The organism is Gottfriedia sp. S16(2024) (assembly GCF_050473765.1).
GTDB lineage: Bacteria > Bacillota > Bacilli > Bacillales > Bacillaceae_G > Gottfriedia.
The window spans coordinates 5149904-5174130 of record NZ_JBFLUO010000001.1 but is presented as its reverse complement, the minus strand read 5'-3'; the positions used below and the strand labels follow the sequence as shown (position 1 = coordinate 5174130).

Annotated in this window: 27 protein-coding genes, 1 pseudogene and 1 other annotated feature; of the genes and pseudogenes, 19 read left to right on the top strand and 9 right to left on the bottom strand. The window is 32.0% G+C overall.

All coding sequences use genetic code 11. The annotated features are described in order from the left end of the window. Complete coding sequence (locus AB1282_RS24960) at positions 1-645, top strand: TetR/AcrR family transcriptional regulator (protein ID WP_056472752.1); 645 nt, start codon at positions 1-3, stop codon at positions 643-645. Positions 646-1360: 715 nt separating this feature from the next. Beyond that, entirely contained in the window at positions 1361-1594 is a 234-nt protein-coding gene (locus AB1282_RS24955) for a YrhC family protein (protein WP_056472755.1), read from the top strand. Positions 1595-1668: 74 nt separating this feature from the next. Here the strand turns inward: AB1282_RS24955 and sigK are convergent, their stop codons facing one another. Further along, complete coding sequence (gene sigK / locus AB1282_RS24950) at positions 1669-2388, bottom strand: RNA polymerase sporulation sigma factor SigK (protein ID WP_056472757.1); 720 nt, start codon at positions 2386-2388, stop codon at positions 1669-1671. Positions 2389-2646: 258 nt separating this feature from the next. Further along, positions 2647-2873 (top strand) — a binding site (T-box leader). Positions 2874-2975: 102 nt separating this feature from the next. On the opposite strand from sigK, the gene AB1282_RS24945 reads away from it, so the two are divergent. From AB1282_RS24945 to AB1282_RS24935, 3 genes are all read left to right on the top strand, one after another. After that, positions 2976-4061 (top strand): bifunctional 3-deoxy-7-phosphoheptulonate synthase/chorismate mutase, encoded by a 1086-nt coding sequence (locus AB1282_RS24945; RefSeq protein WP_056472760.1) that lies wholly within the window; start codon positions 2976-2978, stop codon positions 4059-4061. Between the two features lie 36 nt (positions 4062-4097). After that, complete coding sequence (locus AB1282_RS24940; RefSeq protein ID WP_056472763.1) at positions 4098-5198, top strand: prephenate dehydrogenase; 1101 nt, start codon at positions 4098-4100, stop codon at positions 5196-5198. A 226-nt stretch (positions 5199-5424) separates the two neighbouring features. After that, positions 5425-6657, top strand: coding sequence for an aminopeptidase (locus tag AB1282_RS24935; RefSeq protein ID WP_429900964.1), 1233 nt, complete (start codon positions 5425-5427; stop codon positions 6655-6657). 63 nt (positions 6658-6720) lie between these two features. Here the strand turns inward: AB1282_RS24935 and AB1282_RS24930 are convergent, their stop codons facing one another. Beyond that, positions 6721-7266 (bottom strand): GNAT family N-acetyltransferase, encoded by a 546-nt coding sequence (locus AB1282_RS24930; protein WP_056472768.1) that lies wholly within the window; start codon positions 7264-7266, stop codon positions 6721-6723. A 180-nt stretch (positions 7267-7446) separates the two neighbouring features. Here AB1282_RS24930 and AB1282_RS24925 point away from each other — a divergent pair, with 180 nt between their 5' ends. Further along, positions 7447-7899, top strand: coding sequence for an SRPBCC family protein (locus tag AB1282_RS24925; RefSeq protein ID WP_429900963.1), 453 nt, complete (start codon positions 7447-7449; stop codon positions 7897-7899). A 53-nt stretch (positions 7900-7952) separates the two neighbouring features. Here the strand turns inward: AB1282_RS24925 and crcB (AB1282_RS24920) are convergent, their stop codons facing one another. From crcB (AB1282_RS24920) to AB1282_RS24905, 4 genes are all read right to left on the bottom strand, one after another. After that, on the bottom strand, positions 7953-8312 hold the full coding sequence (gene crcB / locus AB1282_RS24920; RefSeq protein ID WP_056472773.1) for a fluoride efflux transporter CrcB: 360 nt from the start codon (positions 8310-8312) through the stop codon (positions 7953-7955). Next, the gene (gene crcB, locus AB1282_RS24915) at positions 8309-8698 is read right to left on the bottom strand and encodes a fluoride efflux transporter CrcB (protein WP_056472776.1); all 390 of its coding nucleotides are present in this window, start codon (positions 8696-8698) and stop codon (positions 8309-8311) included. The genes crcB (AB1282_RS24920) and crcB (AB1282_RS24915) overlap by 4 nt, the downstream gene beginning before the upstream one ends. Before the next feature lie 50 nt (positions 8699-8748). Further along, positions 8749-9510, bottom strand: coding sequence for a CPBP family intramembrane glutamic endopeptidase (locus tag AB1282_RS24910; RefSeq protein WP_056472778.1), 762 nt, complete (start codon positions 9508-9510; stop codon positions 8749-8751). Positions 9511-10362: 852 nt separating this feature from the next. After that, positions 10363-10980 carry a GTP pyrophosphokinase gene (locus AB1282_RS24905; protein WP_056472780.1) on the bottom strand — a complete coding sequence of 206 codons (618 nt, stop codon included), beginning with the start codon at positions 10978-10980 and terminating at the stop codon, positions 10363-10365. A 306-nt stretch (positions 10981-11286) separates the two neighbouring features. Here AB1282_RS24905 and AB1282_RS24900 point away from each other — a divergent pair, with 306 nt between their 5' ends. Further along, entirely contained in the window at positions 11287-12066 is a 780-nt protein-coding gene (locus tag AB1282_RS24900; RefSeq protein WP_056472784.1) for a phosphatidylserine decarboxylase, read from the top strand. Between the two features lie 128 nt (positions 12067-12194). Here AB1282_RS24900 and AB1282_RS24895 read toward each other — a convergent pair whose 3' ends face one another. Further along, the gene (locus AB1282_RS24895) at positions 12195-12356 is read right to left on the bottom strand and encodes a sporulation histidine kinase inhibitor Sda (protein ID WP_429892020.1); all 162 of its coding nucleotides are present in this window, start codon (positions 12354-12356) and stop codon (positions 12195-12197) included. A 238-nt stretch (positions 12357-12594) separates the two neighbouring features. Here AB1282_RS24895 and AB1282_RS24890 point away from each other — a divergent pair, with 238 nt between their 5' ends. Genes AB1282_RS24890 through AB1282_RS24860 form a run of 7 tightly spaced genes read left to right on the top strand, consistent with a single transcriptional unit; the run spans position 12595 to position 17081 of the window. Then, positions 12595-13116 carry a YqeG family HAD IIIA-type phosphatase gene (locus tag AB1282_RS24890; RefSeq protein WP_056472787.1) on the top strand — a complete coding sequence of 174 codons (522 nt, stop codon included), beginning with the start codon at positions 12595-12597 and terminating at the stop codon, positions 13114-13116. Continuing rightward, complete coding sequence (gene yqeH, locus AB1282_RS24885; protein WP_390311674.1) at positions 13113-14222, top strand: ribosome biogenesis GTPase YqeH; 1110 nt, start codon at positions 13113-13115, stop codon at positions 14220-14222. The genes AB1282_RS24890 and yqeH overlap by 4 nt, the downstream gene beginning before the upstream one ends. Before the next feature lie 23 nt (positions 14223-14245). Next, positions 14246-15082: a shikimate dehydrogenase gene (gene aroE, locus AB1282_RS24880; RefSeq protein ID WP_429900960.1), complete on the top strand. Its 837-nt coding sequence runs from the start codon at positions 14246-14248 to the stop codon at positions 15080-15082. Then, entirely contained in the window at positions 15076-15366 is a 291-nt protein-coding gene (gene yhbY, locus AB1282_RS24875) for a ribosome assembly RNA-binding protein YhbY (protein WP_056472795.1), read from the top strand. The genes aroE and yhbY overlap by 7 nt, the downstream gene beginning before the upstream one ends. A 37-nt stretch (positions 15367-15403) precedes the next feature. Next, complete coding sequence (yqeK, locus tag AB1282_RS24870; protein ID WP_056472798.1) at positions 15404-15979, top strand: bis(5'-nucleosyl)-tetraphosphatase (symmetrical) YqeK; 576 nt, start codon at positions 15404-15406, stop codon at positions 15977-15979. A gap of 5 nt (positions 15980-15984) precedes the next feature. Beyond that, on the top strand, positions 15985-16341 hold the full coding sequence (gene rsfS / locus AB1282_RS24865; protein ID WP_056472801.1) for a ribosome silencing factor: 357 nt from the start codon (positions 15985-15987) through the stop codon (positions 16339-16341). Continuing rightward, the gene (locus tag AB1282_RS24860) at positions 16338-17081 is read left to right on the top strand and encodes a class I SAM-dependent DNA methyltransferase (protein WP_056472804.1); all 744 of its coding nucleotides are present in this window, start codon (positions 16338-16340) and stop codon (positions 17079-17081) included. The genes rsfS and AB1282_RS24860 overlap by 4 nt, the downstream gene beginning before the upstream one ends. A gap of 119 nt (positions 17082-17200) precedes the next feature. Here the strand turns inward: AB1282_RS24860 and comER are convergent, their stop codons facing one another. Further along, positions 17201-18016 carry a late competence protein ComER gene (gene comER, locus AB1282_RS24855; RefSeq protein WP_429900957.1) on the bottom strand — a complete coding sequence of 272 codons (816 nt, stop codon included), beginning with the start codon at positions 18014-18016 and terminating at the stop codon, positions 17201-17203. A gap of 90 nt (positions 18017-18106) precedes the next feature. Here comER and AB1282_RS24850 point away from each other — a divergent pair, with 90 nt between their 5' ends. Beyond that, positions 18107-18724 carry a helix-hairpin-helix domain-containing protein gene (locus tag AB1282_RS24850; RefSeq protein ID WP_429900955.1) on the top strand — a complete coding sequence of 206 codons (618 nt, stop codon included), beginning with the start codon at positions 18107-18109 and terminating at the stop codon, positions 18722-18724. 5 nt (positions 18725-18729) lie between these two features. Further along, positions 18730-21069, top strand: a complete 2340-nt coding sequence (locus tag AB1282_RS24845; RefSeq protein ID WP_429900953.1) for a DNA internalization-related competence protein ComEC/Rec2 — start codon at positions 18730-18732, stop codon at positions 21067-21069. Between the two features lie 39 nt (positions 21070-21108). Here the strand turns inward: AB1282_RS24845 and AB1282_RS24840 are convergent, their stop codons facing one another. Beyond that, positions 21109-21243 carry a YqzM family protein gene (locus AB1282_RS24840; RefSeq protein WP_082459515.1) on the bottom strand — a complete coding sequence of 45 codons (135 nt, stop codon included), beginning with the start codon at positions 21241-21243 and terminating at the stop codon, positions 21109-21111. A 209-nt stretch (positions 21244-21452) separates the two neighbouring features. Here AB1282_RS24840 and holA point away from each other — a divergent pair, with 209 nt between their 5' ends. From holA to tnpB, 3 genes and pseudogenes are all read left to right on the top strand, one after another. Continuing rightward, entirely contained in the window at positions 21453-22457 is a 1005-nt protein-coding gene (gene holA, locus AB1282_RS24835) for a DNA polymerase III subunit delta (protein ID WP_429900951.1), read from the top strand. Positions 22458-22842: 385 nt separating this feature from the next. Beyond that, a pseudogene (locus AB1282_RS24830) lies at positions 22843-22923 on the top strand (IS200/IS605 family transposase); the annotation flags it as partial. Between the two features lie 34 nt (positions 22924-22957). Further along, a complete protein-coding gene (tnpB, locus tag AB1282_RS24825; protein ID WP_429900949.1) occupies positions 22958-24091 on the top strand; it encodes an IS200/IS605 family element RNA-guided endonuclease TnpB in 1134 nt (377 codons plus the stop codon). Positions 24092-24227: the final 136 nt, after the last annotated feature.

Sequence of the window (24227 nt, the reverse complement as noted above, 5' to 3'; positions counted from 1 at the left end):
GTGTTACCAATTAAATTAGAAGAGTTTTTTCCAGAAGAAAAATTACAAGAAATGAATGAAAAAGAAATAAAAATTCTTGAAGCTGCAATTGAAATATTTGCAGAAAAAGGTTTTGTTAGTACTTCTACTAATGAAATTGCCAAAAAAGCAAATGTTGCTGAAGGTACTATTTTTCGTTACTTTAAAACAAAAAAGGATTTACTAAAAAGTATTATCAAACCGACATTAGTAAAAACAATTGCTCCTTTTGAAATGGATCGTTTTTCTAAAGCAGTATTTCATTTAGAATACGAAACATTTGAAGATTTTCTTAATGCGCTTATTAAAAATCGCATGGAATTTGCAAAGAAAAATAAAGCAGCTGTAAAAATAATCATACAAGAAATGCCATTCCAAGACGATATGCAAGAAGAGCTAAAAAGACTCTTTAAAGATAAAATGTACCCCAAAGTAGCTAGTGTATTACAATCGTTTATTGATAAAGGACAAATAAAAGAATTACCGATACCGACAGTACTAAGATTAATTATCTCAACAGTAATTGGTTTAGTTATCTCTTCAATCGTCCTAGAAAATACCCCTTTTTGGAACGAAGAACAGGAAACTGAACGTACGATTGAGTTTATTAAGAATGGGTTGAAATAACTTATAATTAATTTTGATAAAAATATGATTTTTGTTTATAAAAGGTAAATCTTGGTATGAGAATTTTGGAGTTTTTAATACTATTTGATTTTAAATGGAAATGCTTCTATTTTTGGTTCTATTAGCCTAATTCATGATGATATTATATTGAATTTTACAACCTTGATTTAGAGACAATTTGTAATATAAACTTTTTTAGATGAATTGATTGGACGATGATCGACTCCTATGGGAGATGCAGGAAGGGTGAGACCCCGCAGGAACGAGGAGGCTCAGCTCATGCCCCATGGAAAGCGAGCATCCTGTAGTGGAAATCACCAAGAGATTACTTATTAATTTGACAACTTCTATTTTTATCAGAAGAAAGGGATTTTAAATAATCTCTTTCTTCTTTGTGTTGAAATATGCTCTGGAATTGAGCTGAAATAAAATTAATTAGTAAGTTATTATATTTTAGCGATATAGTAATAAATCAAAATTAATTTATTCGGTTGTATCAATTATTTGATTCTTTTCTGTGTTCAATATTCTATAAGAGCTGTGGACAAAAGCGAGCAACCTGTAGTGGAAATCAACAAGACATTACTTATCTTATGACTTTAATTTTTCTTATACTTACTAATCTCTACATATACTGCCTTTAATTACCTTCACTTTTCTTGTATAAAATATGTTAAACTTAATTAAGTAAACAAGAAGGGAAGGTGTAGTATTCATGAATTTTAAAAAGCTACAGGCGAAGGTTAATGATTTTAAAACATTTGGAGCAATAACAACAGCATTGGCTACTTTTTTCTATATCGGGACTCTCCTTCCAAAGGACGGATTAACCCAACATAAAATATTGATCGTCGAGAGTATCGTTTTTACAATGCTGATTTTTGCATTAGGTTTCTTTCTGACATCCAATTATTTTAAACGCAAAATGCAAAAAGAAGAGCAAGCATAAAAACCACTAAAAATGAATTCCCTCCAATTGTTAGATTTGACTAACAATTGGAGGCCATATTCATCTTTAGTGGTTTATTTTTTATCTTTTTTCTTTTCTTTTTCAGCTCTTAAAAACTCGTGGTACATTTTCATTAAAGCACGTTTTTCAATTCTCGAAACATAACTTCTTGAGATTCCTAATTTCTTTGCGATTTCACGTTGAGTTAGTTCCTTATCCATATCAATACCAAATCGTTGGATAATTACATCCTTTTCACGGTCATCTAAAATCTTAATATATTGTTTGATTTTTTCTAATTCCATATTCAGTTGAATTTGATCAACTACGTCTTCCGTCTCAGTTTTTAATATGTCTAATAGTGAGATTTCATTGCCTTCTTTATCCTGGCCTATCGGATCATGAAGTGAGACATCTTTTTTTGTTTTCTTTAAAGCACGTAAATGCATAAGTATTTCATTTTCAATACATCTAGCAGCATATGTGGCTAATTTTGTTCCTTTTCCTTGAACAAAGCTCTCAATTGCCTTTATTAAACCTATTGTACCAATCGAAATTAAATCTTCAGCATCTTCTCCGGTATTTTCAAATTTTTTAACGATGTGAGCAACGAGTCTTAAATTATGTTCAATTAATAAATTTCGTGCTTCTCCATCTCCATTTGCCATACGATTTAAATAGAGCGTTTCTTCGGCTTGTGAAAGAGGTTGAGGGAAGGCATTATTTTTAACATATGAAACAAACACAAACACTTCTTTTAAGAAAAGACTTAAGGCGGTAAATAAACCAGTCATATAATCACTCCTAAGGAAGGTAAGGTTAGTTGTTATTTATATATTTATGTAATGTACAAATTCTGTGTGTCTGTACCATAAAAAAAATGTAAGCAGTGTAAAAAATTTGTTGAAAATAGTAAGCGCTACCAATCCGATAGTGATGTATCTTTTTTAAAATCGTTACATATTTTAGAAAAAAAATGCATTGACAGCCTATTTAAAAGTACTTTATAATCCTCATTAATAACTTTTTTAATGAATCTTTTGACAATTAAATATATTGCGATGATAAGAGCACAGTAGGCATAACTTCCCTGTTTAAGAGAGCTGACGTAGGCTGCGAGTCAGTACAAATGGTATGCTGAATTACATTCTTGGAGCAATTTCTATTTCATTTATTGAAAATAGAAACGGTCATTTTGATCGTTAACAAAATGAAGGTGGTGAACAGATTTTTTGTTCACAACTAGGGTGGTACCGCGATTAATTAATTCGTCCCTACTGTTTATTCAGTAGGGACTTTTTGTTTTCATTTTTACATACTTACTTCTTGATAAAAGAAGTGGTATTGGAATAGACATTTAAAATTTGAGGAGGAAAAAGAAATGAGTACAAATAATGAGTTAGTGCAATTACGTGATAAGGTTGATGAGATTAATTTAAAAATCGTTGAATTATTAAACGAGCGTGGAAAAGTTGTTCAAGAAATTGGTCAGCAAAAGATTAAACATGGTATTAAGCGTTTCGATCCAGTTCGTGAGCGTGAAGTGTTAGATATGATTGCAAATGTGAATGAAGGACCATTTGAAACGTCAACTTTACAACATATTTTCAAGACGATCTTCCAAGCAAGCTTAGAACTACAAGAGGATGATCACAGAAAAGCTCTATTAGTTTCAAGAAAGAAAAAGCCTGACAATACAATTGTTACAGTGAAAAATGATATTGTCCTTGGTGATGGTTCTCAATCATTTATTATGGGACCGTGTGCAGTTGAGAGCTACGAACAAGTACGTGCAGTAGCACAAGCTATGAAACAACAAGGTTTAACAATGATGCGAGGCGGTGCATTTAAACCTAGAACTTCTCCATACGATTTCCAAGGTCTTGGATACGAAGGACTACAAATTTTAAGAGAAGTGGCAAATGAATTTGATTTAGCAGTAATAAGTGAAATACTAAATCCAAATGATGTTGAAAGATCGTTAGAATACGTTGATGTCATTCAAATTGGTGCACGTAATATGCAAAACTTTGATTTACTGAGAACAGTTGGTCAAGTAAATAAACCAGTGTTATTAAAACGAGGACTGTCAGCAACAATTGAAGAATTTATTAATGCTGCAGAATACATTATTTCGCAAGGAAATGACCAAATTATTCTTTGTGAAAGAGGAATTCGTACTTACGAGAAAGCTACAAGAAATACATTAGATATCTCGGCAGTACCGATTCTGAAGAAAGAAACACATTTACCAGTAGTAGTAGATGTTACGCATTCTACTGGTCGTAAGGATTTGCTATTACCAACAGCAAAAGCAGCTTTAGCAATTGGAGCAGATGCAGTAATGGCTGAAGTACACCCTGATCCAGCAGTTGCTTTATCAGATTCAGCTCAACAAATGAATATCCCACAATTTGAAGAATTTATGTTTGAGTTAAAAGACTTCCGTGCAAAACTACAATCATAAATAATATTACTTAATGAAGGATAGGCGGTGAATGCCTTGAAAAAGAACGTCCTTTTAATTGGCACAGGATTAATCGGAGGCTCAATTGCCTTGGCAATAAAAAAAGTTCATGATGTAAATATAATTGGATATGATATCAACGAAAAACAACTTGAAATTGGTAAAAGAATTCAAGTTTTAGATGAAATCTCGGTACAGCTTAAAGACTGTGCCGAGAAGGCTCATCTAATCATTTTTTCTTGCCCTGTTGAGGAGTCAATAAAATATATACATATGTTAAGTGAATATGAACTAAAGAATGATGTCATATTAACTGATGTAGGTAGTACGAAAAGTGAAATTATGAGGCATTCGAAGACTCTTACAGATAAAGGATATTGCTTTATTGGAGGTCATCCAATGGCAGGCTCGCATAAAACTGGCATCGAGAGTGCAAAAGTTCATTTATTTGAAAATGCATATTTTATTTTGACACCAAGTGAAAATACTCAAAATGATCAAATTGATGAATTAAAAGAATGGCTTAAAGGAACAGGTTCACATTTCGTTGTAATTGATGAAGAAACACATGATCAAATCACCGGAGTGGTAAGCCATTTTCCACATCTAATTGCTGCTAATCTTGTAAAACAAGTTAAATCTTATTCGAAGGATGAGCCTTTAGTAACAGCCTTAGCTGCCGGAGGGTTTAGAGATATTACTAGGATTGCATCAAGCAGCCCGAAAATGTGGACTGATATTGTGATTCAAAATAGGGATACATTGCTTTCATTAATTTCAAATTGGATTGATGATATGAAACAAATGTATCAGCTTGTTGAAAGCCAGGATCAAGAAGATATCTTTCACTATTTCAAGGAATCAAAAGATTTTAGAGACAACATGCCAGCAAAAGCAAATGGCGCTATCCCAAGTTATTTTGATTTGTATGTAGACGTTTTAGATCGAGTTGGTGAGCTTGCTAACATCACGACAATCTTATCGATTCACCAAGTAAGCATTACGAATCTAAGGATAATTGAATCACGTGAAGGCTTACCAGGTGTACTAAGAATAAGCCTTCAAACAGAAAATGACAGAGAGAAAGCTGAAAAGTTCTTAAATGTTAATGGTTATGAGACGTATATTGTTTCATAAAAAATCAGTTTTTAGGACTTTATCTATACACTTAAAAGCACTTTTCGAAAGTGCTTTTTTTGTTTAAATAGCGACAAGTAATCAAGTCATTTGCTAATCTGCTAAGGTCTCTCTGACATTTCAAATAAAAATGAATAGTCAGTCTCTTTTATGTACCAATTTTCTGAACTTTATATTATAATTTAGTAGGTTAGGTTTTTAATTCGTTAAACATGGAGGGATATCAATGTCTCAGTTTGAAAAATCATTAGAAAAATATGCTGAACTTGCGGTAAAAAGTGGTGTTAATATCGTACCAGGACAAACATTACAAATAAATGCACCAATCGGAGCTGCAGAATTCGTTCGTAAAGTTGTAAAATTCGCTTACGAAGCTGGCGCTAAAAATGTAAACATCGATTGGAATGATGATGTAATTACTCGTACTAAATACGAACTAGCTCCTGATGAAGTTTTTGAAGAATTCCCAGGTTGGAAAGTAACAGCTATGGAAGAATTAGCTGAAAATGGTGGTGCTGTTTTATCAGTAATTTCACCAAACCCAGAATTATTAAAAGGGATTGATCCAAAACGTATTGCAAATTTTAATAAAACAGCTAGCAAAGCACTACATAATTATCGTGAATTCATGATGGCTGACCGAATTCGTTGGTCAATCGTTGCTATTCCATGTGTTGAATGGGCTGAAAAAGTTTATCCAAATGAATCAATTGATAAAGCAATGGAATTACTTTGGGATTCAGTATTCAAAATTTGCCGAGTAGACAATGAAAATCCAGTTGAAGCTTGGGTTAAACATAACGATTTCTTACAAGAAAAAGTTGTTGAATTAAATGACAAGCGTTACAAAACTTTACATTACACAGCACCTGGTACTGATTTGAAACTAGATTTAGTAGATAATCATGTATGGAAAGGTGGCGGAGCGAATAGTGAAGATGGAAAATGGTTTAATCCTAATATTCCAACTGAAGAAGTTTTCTCTATGCCACATAGCCATGGTGTAAATGGTACTGTTCAAGCGACTTTACCATTAAATTATGGTGGAAATTTAATTGAGAACTTCTCTTTAACATTTAAAGATGGTAAAGTTATCGATTTCACAGCTGAAAAAGGCTATGATACTTTACAACATTTATTAGATACTGATGAAGGTGCTCGCCGTCTAGGTGAAGTAGCATTAGTACCACATGATTCACCAATTTCAAATACAGGTTTAATTTTCTTCAACACATTATATGATGAAAATGCTTCTTGCCACTTAGCATTAGGTAAAGCATATCCAAACAATATGAAGGATGGAGAAAAATTACCATCAGAAGAGCAAGAGAAATTAGGAATCAACCAAAGTTTAACTCACGTTGATTTTATGATCGGATCAGCGGAATTAAATATTGATGGAATTAAAGAAGATGGTACAGTTGAACCAATCATGAGAAATGGTAACTGGGCATTTTAATAGTAAATAAAAATAAAAGGGTTTCTCAAAAGATATTTTGAGAAACCTTTTTTTATACTTTTCTTAAATATTTTGAAATTGATCGTTACTTCTGAGAACCGTTATAAAACCATCTAATATTGTATGACTAACAGAAAAACCCTTGCGTTTATAAAATTCTAGAGCGTTCTCATTTCCATTTGAAACATAGATAAAATAATCCTCTACATCATCAAATTGTTTTAGCCAGTTCATTGACATTTTGAATAGTACAGAGCCTACTCCATATTTTCTATATTCTTCTTTTATATAAAATTGAGATAAACAACCAACATTCTTTTTATGGACTGATGAAAGGTCAAAAAAAGTTGCAAATTCGCTTGAGTATACTTCTTTTGGAGAAATATTCGAATAAACGTAACCAACGATTTGATCTTCATCTTTTACGATCACAATATAATTATGTATAGCTTTTCTAACTGAAGGAACCATGCGTGTATCGAAATTCATACCATCAAACAACTCTGGTTTTATCTTCGCTTTTGCCTTCTGAAAAGTCATTAATTCATTACATAAATCTCTACATAACTCAATGTGATCCTCGTCTATCACTTCATAAGTTAAATTCATCTTGTCACCCCTCATTAAAATTGATTTTGAGCTTTAAATAAATTTCGTACGATTTAATTTTAATATATAAATACTTGAAAACAAATGAAATAATAAGTTGAACCGTTTTTGGTATATAATGGAAGTGACATCTAGAGTCAATTCATCATTCTACACATAAAACGAATGGAGGATGAGAAAATGGAAGATCTTAAGTATGAGTTTTATATTGGAGCAAAACCGGAAAAAGTGTGGAACATATTTGTTTCGCCAGAAGAAACAAAGGCTATCTTTTTTGGTTGCATTTTAAAATCAACATTTGAAGTCGGAGCACAATATGAATATATTGGACCAGGAGAAGATGGAGATCATACAGTGCATGTTTATGGGAAAATACTAGCTTTTGAACCCCACAAAATGATGAGCTATACTGAACATCCTGGCCCAGTTTACCGTGAAAATCATGCTGCATTAGAAACTAGAATTACACTTACACTTGAAGAGATGGGTGAATGCACAAAATTAACACTACTTAACGATCAATGGCCAGAAAATCACCCATCATATGAAAATACAAAATCTACGTGGCCAATGATTTTAAGTAATGTAAAAACATATGCAGAAACCGGTAAAACATTAGATTTCGGCTGGTGAAACTTGAAAATAAAAAACCTCTGGGATCAGAGGTTTTTGTTTTAGAATCCGGTTCATCTAAATATATGAAAACCGATATATGCACTGCAAATACTAATAATAGTAGATAAAATGATATAAGATAATGCAGTTTTATACTTTTTTGCCAGTAATAATTGAATCGCTTCGTAACCAAATGTAGAAAAGGTTGTAAATCCACCTAATATTCCGATCCCAATAAACAACCACATTGTGATAGAAATCGATTTATCGAGATATAAATGGTTTATTAAGCCTAAAATAAACGATCCGAGTATGTTGATAACGAATGTTCCAGCAGGAAAATTTGTTTTAACTTTTTTATTAACATAGTTTCCAAGGGCATAGCGAAAAATTGCTCCGATCCCCCCACCTATTCCAACAATAAAAATCATGATGAGGTTTCTCCTTTTACTTTATTGAATTTTTCAGCCATTTTAAAACCAAGATACGCCAAACTTATTCCTACAACTAAACTTGAGATGATATAGACTAAACTTACTAGTAATTTTTTTTCATCCATCAGTATTACATTTTCAAGTGAAAAAGTAGAGAATGTAGTGAATGCTCCGGTAAATCCTGTTCCGATTAGTAAAGTATATTCAGGTTTTAATTTAACTTTTGCCATTGGTAAAAAGAAACCTAAAAAGAAGCATCCAATGATATTAATTAAAAATGTTTGAATTGGAAATCCATTTGAAAGTGGATGGATTGATAGACCTATTATGTAACGAAGAATTGCTCCAAAAAATCCTCCGATTAGTATTAATAAATAATTCATTTCACACCTCATAAATGCATTATAAAAACGCCCCTAGGAGCGTTTTTTTGTTAGTTTACAATAAAAAAAGCAATAATTGAAACTAAGTTATTTAAAAAATGGGCAAAAATCGTAACTTCGATTTTTTTTGTTTTGATATAGATCATACCAAAAATTAAACCAGCTAAAGAATAAGATAGTAATGCATAGATTGAAAAGCCAGCAAGCATATGCAATAAACCAAACCCAAATGAACTTACAATTAATCCAATGATTGGAGAGTTTTTAAAAATTGAACCAATAATTAACTTACGTGTAATCCATTCTTCTTTAATTGGTGCAAGAATTACCGCTGATATAATCATAAGGATTGGATTAGTTCGCAATAAGCCTTCCACTGCTTTTTGGTTATCTGGAGTAGCAATTGAATAATTGAAATGTTGAAAAATAACATCAAGAAGTTGTGAAGAAGCCATAAGAACCACGTATGCTCCTAAGACGATTACAACGTCAATCACATTTATATTTATTCGTCTTAAAGTTAGTAGTCCTTTTTTCTTCGTATAATAATATAGCCATAATAAGCTGAGGACACCAAAAATTGAATCCGAATAAATTGAAACGGTATTTACAAGATTATTAAATTGTTTTTCAGTAAGATTTATATCTGCAACATTAACAAAAATCATACCCCATATTGAAGCAATCAAGATTAGTAAGTTCAACCCAACAATAAATATTAAAAAATAGTAGCCAAGGGTTTTTAAGGCGGACTTACGTTCATTCGGAATATTTTCTGGAATGATTGTTTTATAGTTTAATTCATTATCCAAATCGGCTCCTCCAATTTTTTGTTCTATGTTCACAAACTTTCTAGTTAATCTAATTTATATTTATACTAACATATCCTATTTTATCTTAAATTTAAAGCTGAAAGAACTAGAAATAGAATAAATGAGCCTAATTATTTTAAAACCATTGTTATTTAATATATGAGAGTTTCAATGAATTATATGATAGTTGAAAGGGTACTTAAAAATAATTAATGTATAAACAAGTTATGTTGATATACCTTGTTTTCGCACTGTTGAAAAACAATCTTGTCAATTAATTATCAAATTTTCGTAAAAGGAGTATTGTGAGGTTGATTTCCACTACAGGATGCTCGCTTTCCATGGGGCGAGATTCTTTAGCCTCCTCGTCACGTTCGTTCCTGCGGGGTCTCAGGCTTCCCGCATTTCCCATAGGAGTCGAGCACCCCTTTCGTTCCAATCAACTTATTCATCAAAAAAAATCTGCAATAAATACTAATCAAATATCCTTTACTAAGAGTATCCTAACAATTGTTTAACCAGTTTACAGGTAATTAATATTGAACATTGATTAATAAACTATTCAAATGAATTTGTTTTTCTAAAAATTAGCTAGTGTTATTGGAACAATAAAATTGCTCTAACATATTAAAATTTAAAACCATTAATAGATAGATCAACCAAAAAATGATCATTTCATCATTAGTAATTGTTTATTTAATGTTTCTATTTTAAATTTCAAAACTAAGAAAACAAGGTATGTTGATATACCTTGTTTTCTTCAATTCTAATTTGATTTTGGGATTAACAGGAAAGAAGAGAGAGGGTTCGAAGCTATCATCTTCTTAAGACCTTTCCAAAATCCTGCTCAAATCAATTCAACTGTTCTACTTGATCTCTAATCATTTCCATTTTGTAGTCTAATGAATTTACAGTTGCGGAAGCTTCATTTAAGCTTTCGATAATTGCTTTTGGAACTTGTTTATTGTATTTATAAAAAATCTTGTGTTCAAGGCTTGCCCAGAAATCCATCGCAACGGTTCTAATTTGGATTTCTACTTTTACTCTTTTCGTTTCAGAAGCAAGGAAAATTGGTATTTCAATAATCATATGAAAACTTTTATAACCATTTGGTTTTGGATTCTTTATATAATCTTTTATTTCTATTATATAAATATCGTCTTGTTGTTTTAACAGTTCATAGATCATATAAATATCACTAATAAAGGAACAACTAATACGAACGCCAGCTATATCACTCATATAATTTTCTAGATTATATTGTGTTAATTCTAAACCTTTTCGCTCAAGCTTTTCCATTATACTGTCAGGTTTTTTTAAGCGTGATTTTACGTGTTCGATTGGATTATGATTATGAGTTAAAGTAAATTCTTCATTTAAAATTCTAATTTTAGTATTGATTTCATCTAACGCAAATTTATATATTAAAAGTGTGTTAGTCCACTCACCTAAGCTTTGATCTTTCAACATAGGCAACCTCCTAATGTATATTACATCAGTATTCTACCAGCTTAATGTGAACTCAGTGTGAAATCTTGGTGAACAGTTAGTGACAAGTAAAGTATAGTATAGGGATTTTTAAGGTATTAGGAAAAAGGGAATAGTAATAGTAGCAATGGCAGGAGCCTTATACAAGGATCAAAGATGTAGAGAGTCCAAGTTATATTAAAAGAATAAGCAATTGATAGTAATAATAGTAAGATCATTTAGGGTTTTGTTAGTTTTGGAATAATATGTTATAAATTTATATATATAATTTTAGTTAGGAGTACATTGATGAAACAAAGTTTTTATCGTTTGTTTATAGAGTTGACGAATAATCGTTTTACTTCTGGTCTTTTGCGTAGGTTTGCTACTTCTAGATTTAGTAGACTGTTTATTAATCCTTATATTAAAGCGTTTAATTTAAATATGGATGAAAGTAAAGAGACTGATTTTCCTACTTTACATGCCTTGTTTACTAGAGAATTAAAACAAAATGTCAGACCGATTCATGCTGGTGAAAGTGAATTAGCTTGTCCTGTAGATGGTGTGTTAGAGTCTTGTGGGAAAATTGAAATGGATATTAAATTTGTCGTTAAAGGCAAGACATATAGCATTATTGAGATGTTAGGTTCAAAGGAAATGGCAGAAAAATATGATGAGGGTTATTATATGGTATTGTACTTAAGTCCTAGCCATTATCATCGTATACATAGCCCAATCGAAGGCGAAATTGTTTCACAATTCGAGTTAGGTGCTAAATCTTATCCCGTGAATAAAGCAGGATTAACGTATGGTAAAGATCCACTTTCCAAAAATTATCGAGTTATTTCAGAAGTATTATGCTCTGAAAACAATAAACATGTTGCGATGATTAAAGTTGGTGCTATGTTTGTTAATACAATCGTAGTAACCAAAAAAGAAAAGCGTATGAAAAAAGGTGAAGAAGTAGGGTATTTTTCTTTCGGTTCTACAGTTGTTTTACTTTTTGAAGCTAATAGTTTTTCACCAAATTTGAAACTTCAATCCGGCGAAGCGATAAGAGTTGGTCAAAATCTTGGTAAATTACACTAAGTATGCACTTTTTTTCACGAAATGGGAGCCATCATATAGAAAGATGGTTCTTTTTCTGTTATTGTAAAGAGTGCTTGTATTTTAATTTCGCTTGTATTATTTGCATATATTGAAAATAATAAAAATGATTATGATGTTTTTTTAATATAGAAATCTAATCCTCTTCGTTTTATTTCTTTTTCAATTAAATAAATGAAAGCAGGATCAAGCTGTAAACCAAGAGCTTTTTTGTACGACTCAAGTAACAACTCATCATTTAATTTGTACATATTTTTTGCCCGGTTGGGCATTCACCTCCGAGTGAGTAAAGTTTTTTGAATTTCTTCGTAAACTTACTGTATCAAATTTTTAAAAATAGAACAATCGTTCGTTTATCCACAGAAATAGGTGGATAAGTTGTGGGTAATTTGTTTATATATTCTGAAAAGGTAGGTTCTTGGACTAAGGATAATGTGTATAGATTTATCCACAGTTTGAATGGTTGTAGTTATTTGTCGAACGATTTTAAGAATATATTGAGGTGTAATAATGTTTAATAAATTTTTACCGAGTGAAACTGTTAATAATGTTTATGCAATTACGCCTGAGCATTTAAAAGGCTTAGGAATTAAGGGAATCATTACGGATTTAGATAATACGTTAGTAGAATGGGACCGTCCATTAGCTACTCCAGAGCTAACGAAATGGTTCAAAAGCATGGATGATGCAGGGATTAAAATTACGGTTGTATCGAATAACAATGCTGAGCGTGTTGGAAAGTTTTGTGATCCTTTAGGAATTCCATTCATTCATCGTGCACGTAAGCCACTCGCTACATCATATAAAAAGGCATATAAACAAATGAATTTAAAGTCAAATGAAGTCGTGATGATTGGAGATCAATTGCTTACAGACGTATTTGGAGGCAATCGACAAGGAATTCATACTATTTTAGTTGTTCCGGTTGCAAGCACGGATGGAATTTGGACAAGATTTAATCGAATGGTAGAACGTAGAATTCTTTCATCTTTAAGGAAGCAAGGATTACTACAATGGGAGGATAAAAAGTGAGTAATACAGAAGTAAGATGTATTGGCTGTGGGGTTGAAATTCAAACAGAGGATAAAAACAAGCTTGGATATGCACCTCCATCTTCATTAGAAAAAGACGAGATTATTTGCCAACGTTGTTTTCGTTTAAAAAACTATAATGAGATTCAAGATGTAGAGTTGACTGATTCTGACTTTATTCGTATCTTAAATGGGATAGGCTCTAAGGACTGTCTTGTTATCAAAGTAGTTGATGTTTTTGATTTTTCTGGCAGCTGGTTAAATGGAATTAATCGATTCGTCGGAAATAACAAAATATTATTAGTAGGAAATAAGGCAGATTTAATTCCTAAGTCAGTTAAGAAAAATAAGCTTACGCAATGGATGAGCGGAACTGCAAAACGTTGGGGGCTTAAACCTGCAGGTGTTCATTTAATTAGTGCGGTAAAAGGCACTGGTATAGACGAATTAGCTGAAAGTATTGAGAAGCATCGTGAAGGTAAGGATGTATACGTAGTAGGTTGTACAAATGTTGGGAAATCAACGTTTATCAACACAATGATTAAACGTTATAGTGAAGAAAATAGTAATATTATTACTACATCGCATTTTCCAGGCACAACACTTGATATGATTCAAATCCCACTTGATGATCAGAGTGATCTAATTGATACACCTGGTATTATTAATCATCATCAAATGGCTCATTTTGTTGATAAAAAAGGTTTAAAGATTATTACACCGAAAAAAGAAATTAAGCCTATGATTTATCAATTAAATGAGGGACAAACATTATTCTTTGGTGGGTTAGCTCGTTTTGATTATTTAGAGGGTGGAAGACGTTCTTTTACTTGTCACTTCTCAAACGAATTAACAATTCATCGTACTAAACAAGAAAACGCTGATGATTTATATGAAAGACAAGCTGGGGAATTATTAGTTCCACCATATGGTGAACAAATAAATGAACTTCCTAAATTAGTGAAGCATGAATTTATGATAAAAGATGCTAAAACTGATATAGTTTATTCAGGGTTAGGTTGGATCACAGTGAATGAACCAGGTGCAAAAATAGTAGCTTATGTACCAAAAGGAGTAGCTGTAACTCTACGTAATTCTATTATATAAGAATAATTTGGGGGCTAAGAGAAATGAAAGACCAATATTATGTAATCGGTCAACCGATTGGTCATTCAATGTCACCAACTATGCATAATGAATGGTTTGGCTCTAATCAAATTCCGGGGCACTATTCAGCAAAAGAAGTTGGGATAACAGAATTAGAATCAGTTATGACAGAATTTCGTTCAACTGTAAAAGGATTTAATGTTACAGCTCCACTAAAAGTAGAAATTATGCAGTACTTAGATGAAATTGATCCATTGGCAAAAGCGATTGGAGCTGTTAATACAGTTATCAATAAAAATGGAAAACTGTACGGTAAAAATACTGACGGTATGGGGTATTGTAGGGGCTTATCCTATGTTTTGAAAAATCCGATTGAAGAAGAAAAGATTTTGATTATCGGTGCAGGCGGTGCTGCTAGGGCGATCCTTTATAGTTTACTGCACTTGGGTGTTAAGCATATTACAGTCACAAACCGAACAATAGAAAAAGCAGAGGATCTACTAGATGGTAAGCTGATGAATGAAGTTAATATTATGTCTATTTCAGATGCTGAAGAACATTTAGGTCACTTTTCTCTTATCATTCAAACAACTTCTGTTGGAATGAAGCCAAATGAAAATAGTACGCCATTAGCGCTAACTAATTTATCACCAGATGCAATTGTATCGGACCTAATATATAGCCCATTTAAAACAGTATTCTTAAAAGAAGCTGAAGAAAGAAATGCGACTATACAAAACGGATTACCGATGTTTATTTATCAAGGAGCAATAGCATTTCAAGAGTGGACGGGAATTTTTCCAAATACGATTGATGCATACTCATTATTAGAAAGAAAACTTGGAGGAACAAAATGTTAACAGGTAAACAAAAAAGATTTTTACGTTCGAAAGCTCATCACTTAAACCCTATTTTTCAAGTAGGTAAAGGTGGAGTTAATGAAAATATGGTTAAGCAAATTTCAGAAGCACTTGAAGTAAGGGAACTATTAAAAGTAAGCATACTTCAAAATTGCGATGATGATCGTTATGATGTAGCAGAGCAGTTAGCTGAAGGTTCAAATGCTGAACTAGTACAAGTAATTGGACATACAATTGTTCTATATAAAGAGTCTAAAGAAAATAAAACAATCGTACTACCTTAATATGTTAAATACCGTTAATTAGAGGAGAAGCGGATTAATGGATAAACAAAAAGCACTTTCACTTGTAAAAGAAAAACTAACAAACGGGCGTTTTACACATACTATCGGTGTAATGGAAACTGCAGTTAGACTTGCCGAGAAGTACGGTGCGGATGTAAAAAAAGCAGAATTAGCTGCAATTTTCCATGATGTCGCAAAATGTATGCCGATAAAAGAGTTAGAATCGATCATGGAAGAAAATAAACTTTCATTAAAGCTTTTAAAGTATAATAAAGAATTATGGCATGCTCCTGTTGGTGCATTTCTTACTGAACATGAATATGGGATTGATGATAAAGAGATTTTACAAGCAATCACATATCATACAAGTGGTCATAAAGAGATGACTTTATTAGATAAAGTAATTTATGTAGCAGATTATATTGAACCTAATCGTAATTTTCCAGGTGTAGAGGAAGCTCGTGAATTAGCGGATCAAGATTTAGATCGAGCTTTATTATTTGCATTAAAAAATACAATTACATTTTTGATTGATAAAGAACAAACAGTCTACCCATTAACGGTTAAAACATATAACTCAATATTAAAGCAAGTTAAAAGCCAGGGGGAATAAAAAGAATGAATGAAAAAGAATTAATGATGCTAGCTGTAAATGCTGCTGATGATAAAAAAGCTGAGGATTTAGTCGTATTAGATATGAAAGGAATCTCTGCAATTGCAGATTATTTCATTATTTGTCACGGTAATTCGGATAAGCAAGTTCAAGCTATTGCAAGAGAAGTAAAAGATCAAGCTCAACAAAATGGTAAAGATGTTAAGCGTTTAGAAGGATTTGACGAAGCTCGTTGGGTATTAGTAGACATCGGTGACGTTGTCGTTCATGTTTTCCATCGTGACGAAAGAAACTATTACAACTTAGAAAAACTATGGGGAGATGCACCTTCTCTTGATGTTTACGGAGAGCTTCTTTCATGACATACAATCGCTTCGCGTATTTGTATGATCAATTAATGAATGATGTCCCTTATGAAAGATGGGTTCAATTCCTAAAAAATGTATTTCAAAAATATGAAGTGCTTCAGCCTTCAATATTAGATATAGGATGTGGAACTGGTACATTACCCATCTTATTGGCTAAATTGAACTATTCAATTAGCGGGGTAGATTTATCTGAGGAAATGTTAAGTGTCGCAATGGCAAAAGCAGAACAGGAAAAAGTTAATATACCTTTTTTTCAACAAAACATGATGGAATTAGAAGGTTTTGATCAATTAGATTGTGTAACAATTTTCTGTGATTCACTTAATTATTTAGAAACAGAAGATCAAGTAAAACAAACCTTTATAAAAGTAAATGAAAGCTTAAAAGATAATGGTTTATTTTTATTTGATGTACATTCTCCTTATAAAATTGAAGAAATCTTTGGTGAAGAGACATTTTTTATTGATGATGCAGAGTTAAGCTTAGTCTGGTCTTGTACGCAAGGGGAACATCCATTAAGTGTTGAACATGATTTAGTTTTCTTTATGAAAGATGAAAATCGTGATTTATATGAACGCTTCGAGGAATATCACAATCAAAGAACATTTCCGATCAATACGTATAAATCATTATTAAATCAAACTGGATTTGAAGTGAAGGAAATCATAGCAGATTTCGATGAAGCTGTAGATGATGCTTCTGAACGAATCTTTTTTATAGCAATGAAAAAATAAAAAAACCCTTTAAGAAAATTCCTTTTCTTAAAGGGTTTTTTACTTTATTAGACCTGCAAAATTGAATTTTGTATTTTTGTAACGAATGGATTAAAGCGGTATAATCATTTTTAAATTAATCAAAATTGTTCTTTTACACGCTCAATTTCCTTATCAAACTTATCATGTGTTTTCTCAAAAATTTCTTCGAATAAATCTCCTACTCGTGCTTCTAAAACTTTAATACCTTCTCCAGTAATTCCGCCTTTTACACATACCTTTTCTTGAAGTGTTTCAAGCGTAAAATGTTTTTGTTCAATTAGTTTACCAAAGCCAATAATCATTTCTTCTGCTAAAATCGTTGCTTGCTCTTTTGAAATTGAAGTTTGACAAACAGCTGCATCGATAAATTTTTGAAGTAAGTAACTAAAAAATGCGGGTCCACAGCTTGCGATATCCGATGAAGCTCTTGTGATATCTTCTGTAATCATGACAGGTTTAGAAATGTTCGAAAAAAGTTCGATTATTTGTTCCTTACTTTTGGCCGTGCACCTATTCCCGAAATTAACTAAAGTTACTCCACTCAATGCTTGATTCGTAATGCTTGGAATAACGCGTGCAACCTGACAAGGTAATATCGCTTCTAATTGTTCAACATTAATCGGACTAGTGATCGATATAACGCAATGTTTTTTAGTGAAATGCTTTTGTAAAGATGATAAAAGTGGCTGAATTTCTAAAGGTTTTACACACACCAATACAATATCAGAAGCGGTAATTACTTCTTTAGCAGTCTCAACAACATTTAAATCAGGATATATATTTTTTAGCTCATAAGCTTTATACATTGAGCGGTTTGTAACAGTTAATTCGGAGGGCTTCACGGCATTTGATTTTATAAATCCATTGAGCAATATAGTGCCCATATTTCCTGTACCTATGATTCCTACGTTCATGAGTACATCCCTTCCTTTGCATACATTCTCTCCTACACTATATGAAGCAAGGTCGAAAATAATGATATAAGTTAAAATGGAGGACTAATAATGAAAAAGTTAATTCATAATAAACTAGTTTGGATTGCTCTCGTAATTGTTGGTATTTTAGTAGTAAATTTTTATCAAACTGAGCGTAAAAATGAGGTGGTTTTTGCGAAAAAACCACTTGAAGAAGAAATACTAAAGAAGAACGATGATCAGAAAAAAGAAGTTAAGATGCCAGTGATTTCAAAAGTATTTATGGTTGATGTAAAAGGTGCAATACAAAAACCAGGTGTAATCCAATGTAACGAAGGAGAACGAGTTTTTGACGTGATTAAATTGGCGGGTGGATTTAAAGAAAAAGCTGATGTTAATAAGGTTAATTTAGCCGAAAAAATATTTGATGAGATGGTCATTTATGTACCGTTCATTGTAGAAGAAACCGATCAAACGATTATTACTAAAAGAGGGGATGAAACCAAACAAAATGAGATGATCGATATAAACCATGCATCACAGGCAGATTTGGAAAAAATACCGGGTGTTGGTCCAGCAAAAGCAAAAAATATTTTAGATTATATTGATGAGAACGGACCATTTACTTCAGTAGAACAATTAGAATCTGTCAATGGAATCGGCAAAAAATCCCTTGAAAAAATGACTCCTTTTATTGTCATACGCTAAAATAAATGAGTATTTATCTGGCTTATATTGTTTTTGTACAAATAATTACAATCATCTTTTTTAAGAGCTATAATTTATTCTTTATCTTAATATTTCTCATTTTAATGATTTTTTTGGTCGGAAAGAAAAAATGGCTACTTTTATTAATTTGTATTATTTCGCTATGCTTTACGTCTGGTATATGTTACCTACAAAACAATAAGGTGAATTCACCTCAACCAAAGCCCTCGCAAAATGTCCGTGGTGAGATCACTTCTACTCCAATAATAGATGGTAATAAAGTTTCATTTACATTTAAACTCCAAAACCAAGAAATCTTATTAAATAGTTTTGCTAATACAAAAGAACAATTAAAAGTTTTTCAAAAAAGAAAAATAGGTGAAATATGTGAAGTAAAAGGTGAAGTTTCATTGCCTTTAGAAAATTCAAACCCATACTTATTTAATTATAAGAAGTATTTATTAAATCAAGGAATTCACTGGATAAATACTGCAAATCCAAATAGTTTTGAGGATTGTGAAAATGGAAATCGAACCATCCTTCAATCAATAAATTATAGCCGACATGGCTTAATTAAATATGTTGAGATGAATTTTGATTCCAATACAGAAGGTTATATTAATGCGCTCCTTTTTGGGGATCGATCAAAGATGAATACAATCACCGAATCTCAATATCAAATAGTGGGAATTGTACATTTACTTGCGATTAGTGGTTCTCATATTAGTTTGTTGAGTCTTGTCATCTATTTTTTATTAATTAGAATTGGCTTAACGAAAGAAACCAGCTTATTTATAACAATTTTGTGTATTATATCGTATGGATTTCTAGCAGGTGCTTCAGCATCAGTTGTCAGGGCAGTTATTATAGGTGTTCTAGTTTGTTTCTACAAGTTAGCAAAAATGAAAGTTGACATTACTTCGCTATTATTCATTTCTTGTATAATCATGTTATTTGCAAAACCAAATTATTTAGATGATATTGGATTTCAATTTTCCTTTGTAACAAGTTTTGTACTTGTTTTAACGTCTGAACAAATTTTAAATTACAAATCCTGGTATGCAAGGGCTCTTTATACATCGGGTATTACTCAACTAGTGTCAATCCCAATATTACTTTTTAATTTTCACGAATTATCACCATACAGTATAATAATTAACTTACTTTTTATTCCTTATATTAGTTTTATTATTATGCCACTATGTATTTTTTGTTTTAGTTTAAGTTTTATTAATTTAGAAATAAGCGAACAGTTAACATTACTGTTAACATACTTTATTAACTTGTCAGATCAATTACTGAATATATGCATGCAACTACCGTTTATTAAGCTGATTTTTATACATCCATCCAAAGGAATTCTACTTTTGTATATAGCATTAATATTTTTAATTTTATTCTTTATGGAAAGTGAGAAATGGAAGAAGTTGTTTAATAATTGCCTGATTGGATTTTTTATTCTTATAAGCGGGCATTTATTTTATCCCTCTATTAACCCAGTTGGAAAGATTATGTTTATTGATGTTGGTCAAGGTGACTGTATTCTTATAAAATTGCCTTTTAATAAAGGGAATTATGTAATTGATACGGGAGGTAAGTTAACTATAAAAGAAGAAACGTGGATGAAGCGAAAAAAACCATTTTCAACAGGCAATGATTTATTGATTCCAATTTTAAAAGGAGAAGGAATTAGTAAAATAGATAAATTAATATTTACACATGGTGACATTGATCATATTGGAGGCGGAAAGGAAGTACTACAATCATTTCATGTAAAACAATTAATTGTAGGAGACAAGGCGAATTTTAGTTCAGCAGAAAAAGAAAGAATTAATATAGCCATAAAAAAGGGAGTCGAGATTAAAAAAATAAGCGAAGGTATGGGGTGGAAAATCGGTCCGAATTATTTTCAAGTTGTTTCGCCAATCAAAGATTATGTAGGTGAGGAAAATGAAGGGTCAATTGTTCTAAGGGCACACATAGGTGGGAAGGATTGGATGTTTTCAGGTGATTTAGATGAAAATGGAGAAAATCGACTGATCTCTATGTATCATGATTTAAAGGCTGATGTTTTGAAAATAGGGCATCATGGAAGCAAAACATCTACTTCTGAACAATTTATTAAAGCAGTTATGCCTAAAATTGGCATTATTTCCGTTGGGGAAAAAAATAGATATGGTCACCCAACAAAAGAAGTACTTAATCGATTAAAAAAGTACAATGTAAAAATCTTACGTACTGATGAACTTGGTGCAATAACTTATGAATTTAAAAGAGGACAAGGTACCATTTATACATTTAAAGCATATCGTAAAACAAATAACAGAAACCAAGAAGGAAATTAAAAAGACTGCCGAGGCAGTCCAATCATTTGATCCTATGTATTATCTCGTAACATACTCCACAACTGTTGCGATGATAAATAGAATTGCGAAGAAACCAAATGAAACAGCAAAGCCAACGCCAGAATCTGTTGAATCATTACGTTTGCTTTGAACATTTTTTTCAAAAGTATTCACAAATAACCCCTCCTAATTCAATTTTAGTATAAATCAATATAACTAAAAAATCCATAGTATGTTTGTTTTAGTTATACCGTTTTAAATGAAGAAACCGGGTCTTTATTTAAAACGTTAATATAAATTAGAGATTAGTATTTACTAATCTCTTCCTTCTCATGTAGGACATGTTATACTATACTAAGAAAATTAGTATAGAGGAGCAAAACATGATTAATGATTTACATAAAAAATTGAAAAAGAATGTGTCACCAATGTATTTATTGGTAGGTACTGAAGATTTTTTACTTCAAGAAGCGGAAAACTTAATCGTGAAAGCAGCTTTACAAGGAGAAATTGATGATTTTAACTATCAAACATATGATTTAAAAGAGGCTTATTTAAGTGAAGCTCTTGAGGATGCTCAAACACCGTCCTTTTTTGGCGGCAACAAAGTCATCATCATAAAATCATGTTTGTTTTTAACAGCTCAAAAAGAAAAAATTGTACAAGATATAGAACCATTATTTGATTATATTGAAAATCCTGCACCTTTTACTACTGTTGTTTTTGTTGCTCCTTTTGAAAAATTGGACGAGCGAAAAAAAGTAACAAAAGCGTTAAAAAAACAAGTAGAGCTAGTTGAGTGTCATCCTGTTGAAACGAGCAATTTAGACGGCTGGATTAAAGAGCGGTTCACTGGGAATGTAACGATTACTAAAGAAGCAATTGAAAAATTAAAACTACTCGTTGGAAATAATTTATCGATATTAAAACTTGAATGTGAGAAGCTACAATTGTTTATCGGTGATGAAGGCGAAGTTGATGCTGAACTTGTGGAAATGATGGTAGCAAAAACCATTGAACAAAACGTTTTTTCTCTTATTGAAAAAACAGCAGTAAGACAGACAACTGATGCGCTTAAAATTCTTCATGAATTGTTATTTATAGGTGAAGAACCGATAAAAATAGTTGCATTGTTAGCTAGCCAGTTTAGATTATTGTACGGAATAAAACAATTTTCAAGTAGTGGGTACTCAAATAATCAAATCGCTTCTGCAGTTGGCGTATCTCCAGGAAGGGTATTTTATGGGCAAAAACAAGCGAATAATTTTCAAGCAAGTGAATTAAAAGAAGCAATACGATTAATTGCTGAAGTTGATTATAAAATGAAGACTGGTCAAGGAGATAAGGTTATGATCCTTGAAATGTTGATTCTTCAATTAAATAAATAAATCAAATGGCAGTCCGAATGCAATAAATTGGACTGCCATTTTTTGATATAAAAAGGCTATAAATTTCAATCTACTACTTATACAATTACTTATAATGGTGTAATTGTGAAAGTTTACCAATAAGTGGTATTTGGGAGATGGTTCAATGGAGGAAATACCTAAAGAAATAAACAGTGAATTAGATACATACTTTCATTATTTTGATTTGAAATTACCAAATTTAATTGATTCTTTTTATCTTTATCATTATCCGACAGAAGACTCCTTCCTCAATTACGTGAAGGTGTGATAACACCAGTAATAGGTGGGAGATGAATATCGGTTAGGCGGCATGTCTAAAGGCTTTTTTATTGTCTGCTTCAAAACTTAATGAATTAGAAAAGAGCTATTGGAAGAAATGTTTTGGTCAAGAAGTTTCTGCTTACTAACTACTGGTGGTTCTCCCATCAATGTAGTTAAGAAATAAATTAAAAATCAAGGAATGAAGTGAGGTGAAAACAATGCTAGTCAATAAAGCATATAAATTCCGTATCTATCCAACTAAAGAACAGGAAACACTAATCGCCAAAACGATTGGATGTAGTCGTTTTGTATTCAATCACTTTTTAGGACACTGGAACGACTCATACAAAGAAACCGGCAAAGGATTAACGTACAATTCTTGTTCTGCAGAATTAACAAAGTTGAAAAAAGAATTAGTATGGCTCAAAGAAGTTGACAGTATTGCTCTTCAATCCTCACTGAAAAACCTCGCAGATTCGTATTCACGATTCTTCAAAAAGCAGAATAAAGCACCTCGCTTTAAGTCTAAAAAGAATCAAATTCAATCCTATACAACAAAAGAAACAAACGGAAATATTGCCGTTGTCGGAAACAAAATGAAACTTCCTAAACTTGGTCTTGTTCGCTTTGCTAAAAGTCGCGAAGTACATGGTCGTGTTTTAAATGCGACCGTTAGACGAACTCCAAGTGGTAAATACTTTGTATCCATTCTTGCAGAAGTAGACGTAATACCACTCGAGAAAGCTGAATCATCGATTGGTATCGACTTAGGCATCATCGATTTTGCCATTTTTTCTGACGGTCGCAAAATTGACAACAATAAATTTACTACCAAAATGGAAAAGAAACTAAAACGTGAACAGCGAAAACTTTCAAGACGTGCGTTACATGCTAACAAGAATGGGATTAGCCTTTTAGATGCAAAAAACTATCAGAAACAAAAACGAAAAGTCGCTAGATTACACGAAAGAGTAATGAATCAACGTGATGATTTCCTTAACAAGTTGAGTACAGAAATAATCAAAAACCACGATCTAATCTGTATCGAAAACTTGAATACGAAAGGAATGTTACGTAATCACAAATTAGCCAAATCGATTTCTGATGTATCATGGTCTGCATTTGTATCTAAATTAGAATACAAAGCTACATGGTATGGTAAAACAATCATGAAAGTAAGTAAATGGTTTCCATCCAGCCAAATATGTTCTGATTGTGGGCACCAAGATTGCAAGAAATCTCTTGCAATCAGGGAATGGACCTGTCCAAATTGCCATCAACATCACGATCGAGATCTAAATGCTAGTAAAAATATTCTAGCTGAAGGCTTACGAACATTGGCTTTGGTCTAAATAATCATAGAACCGTAGGAATCTACGGGGATAGCTTGGTAAATAAGAGAAACCTCTGCTGGCAAAGAAATAACACTAGCAAGTATGCTCTGTTCCCAAGAATCTCCCACTTCAAACAACCTGTAAGGGTGTTAAG

Bases quoted from the DNA above. Each gene is read 5' to 3' on its own strand.
- yhbY (WP_056472795.1), top strand. From the start codon at position 15,076: ATGTTAACAGGTAAACAAAAAAGATTTTTACGTTCGAAAGCTCATCAC.
- AB1282_RS24895 (WP_429892020.1), bottom strand. From the start codon at position 12,356: ATGCCCAACCGGGCAAAAAATATGTACAAATTAAATGATGAGTTGTTA.
- rsfS (WP_056472801.1), top strand. From the start codon at position 15,985: ATGAATGAAAAAGAATTAATGATGCTAGCTGTAAATGCTGCTGATGAT.
- tnpB (WP_429900949.1), top strand. From the start codon at position 22,958: ATGCTAGTCAATAAAGCATATAAATTCCGTATCTATCCAACTAAAGAA.
- AB1282_RS24900 (WP_056472784.1), top strand. From the start codon at position 11,287: ATGAAACAAAGTTTTTATCGTTTGTTTATAGAGTTGACGAATAATCGT.
- AB1282_RS24955 (WP_056472755.1), top strand. From the start codon at position 1,361: ATGAATTTTAAAAAGCTACAGGCGAAGGTTAATGATTTTAAAACATTT.
- crcB (WP_056472776.1), bottom strand. From the start codon at position 8,698: ATGAATTATTTATTAATACTAATCGGAGGATTTTTTGGAGCAATTCTT.
- AB1282_RS24945 (WP_056472760.1), top strand. From the start codon at position 2,976: ATGAGTACAAATAATGAGTTAGTGCAATTACGTGATAAGGTTGATGAG.
- yqeK (WP_056472798.1), top strand. From the start codon at position 15,404: ATGGATAAACAAAAAGCACTTTCACTTGTAAAAGAAAAACTAACAAAC.
- AB1282_RS24845 (WP_429900953.1), top strand. From the start codon at position 18,730: ATGAGTATTTATCTGGCTTATATTGTTTTTGTACAAATAATTACAATC.
- AB1282_RS24935 (WP_429900964.1), top strand. From the start codon at position 5,425: ATGTCTCAGTTTGAAAAATCATTAGAAAAATATGCTGAACTTGCGGTA.
- AB1282_RS24850 (WP_429900955.1), top strand. From the start codon at position 18,107: ATGAAAAAGTTAATTCATAATAAACTAGTTTGGATTGCTCTCGTAATT.
- AB1282_RS24860 (WP_056472804.1), top strand. From the start codon at position 16,338: ATGACATACAATCGCTTCGCGTATTTGTATGATCAATTAATGAATGAT.
- AB1282_RS24930 (WP_056472768.1), bottom strand. From the start codon at position 7,266: ATGAATTTAACTTATGAAGTGATAGACGAGGATCACATTGAGTTATGT.
- AB1282_RS24890 (WP_056472787.1), top strand. From the start codon at position 12,595: ATGTTTAATAAATTTTTACCGAGTGAAACTGTTAATAATGTTTATGCA.
- holA (WP_429900951.1), top strand. From the start codon at position 21,453: ATGATTAATGATTTACATAAAAAATTGAAAAAGAATGTGTCACCAATG.
- crcB (WP_056472773.1), bottom strand. From the start codon at position 8,312: ATGATTTTTATTGTTGGAATAGGTGGGGGGATCGGAGCAATTTTTCGC.
- comER (WP_429900957.1), bottom strand. From the start codon at position 18,016: ATGAACGTAGGAATCATAGGTACAGGAAATATGGGCACTATATTGCTC.
- sigK (WP_056472757.1), bottom strand. From the start codon at position 2,388: ATGACTGGTTTATTTACCGCCTTAAGTCTTTTCTTAAAAGAAGTGTTT.
- aroE (WP_429900960.1), top strand. From the start codon at position 14,246: ATGAAAGACCAATATTATGTAATCGGTCAACCGATTGGTCATTCAATG.
- AB1282_RS24905 (WP_056472780.1), bottom strand. From the start codon at position 10,980: ATGTTGAAAGATCAAAGCTTAGGTGAGTGGACTAACACACTTTTAATA.
- AB1282_RS24925 (WP_429900963.1), top strand. From the start codon at position 7,447: ATGGAAGATCTTAAGTATGAGTTTTATATTGGAGCAAAACCGGAAAAA.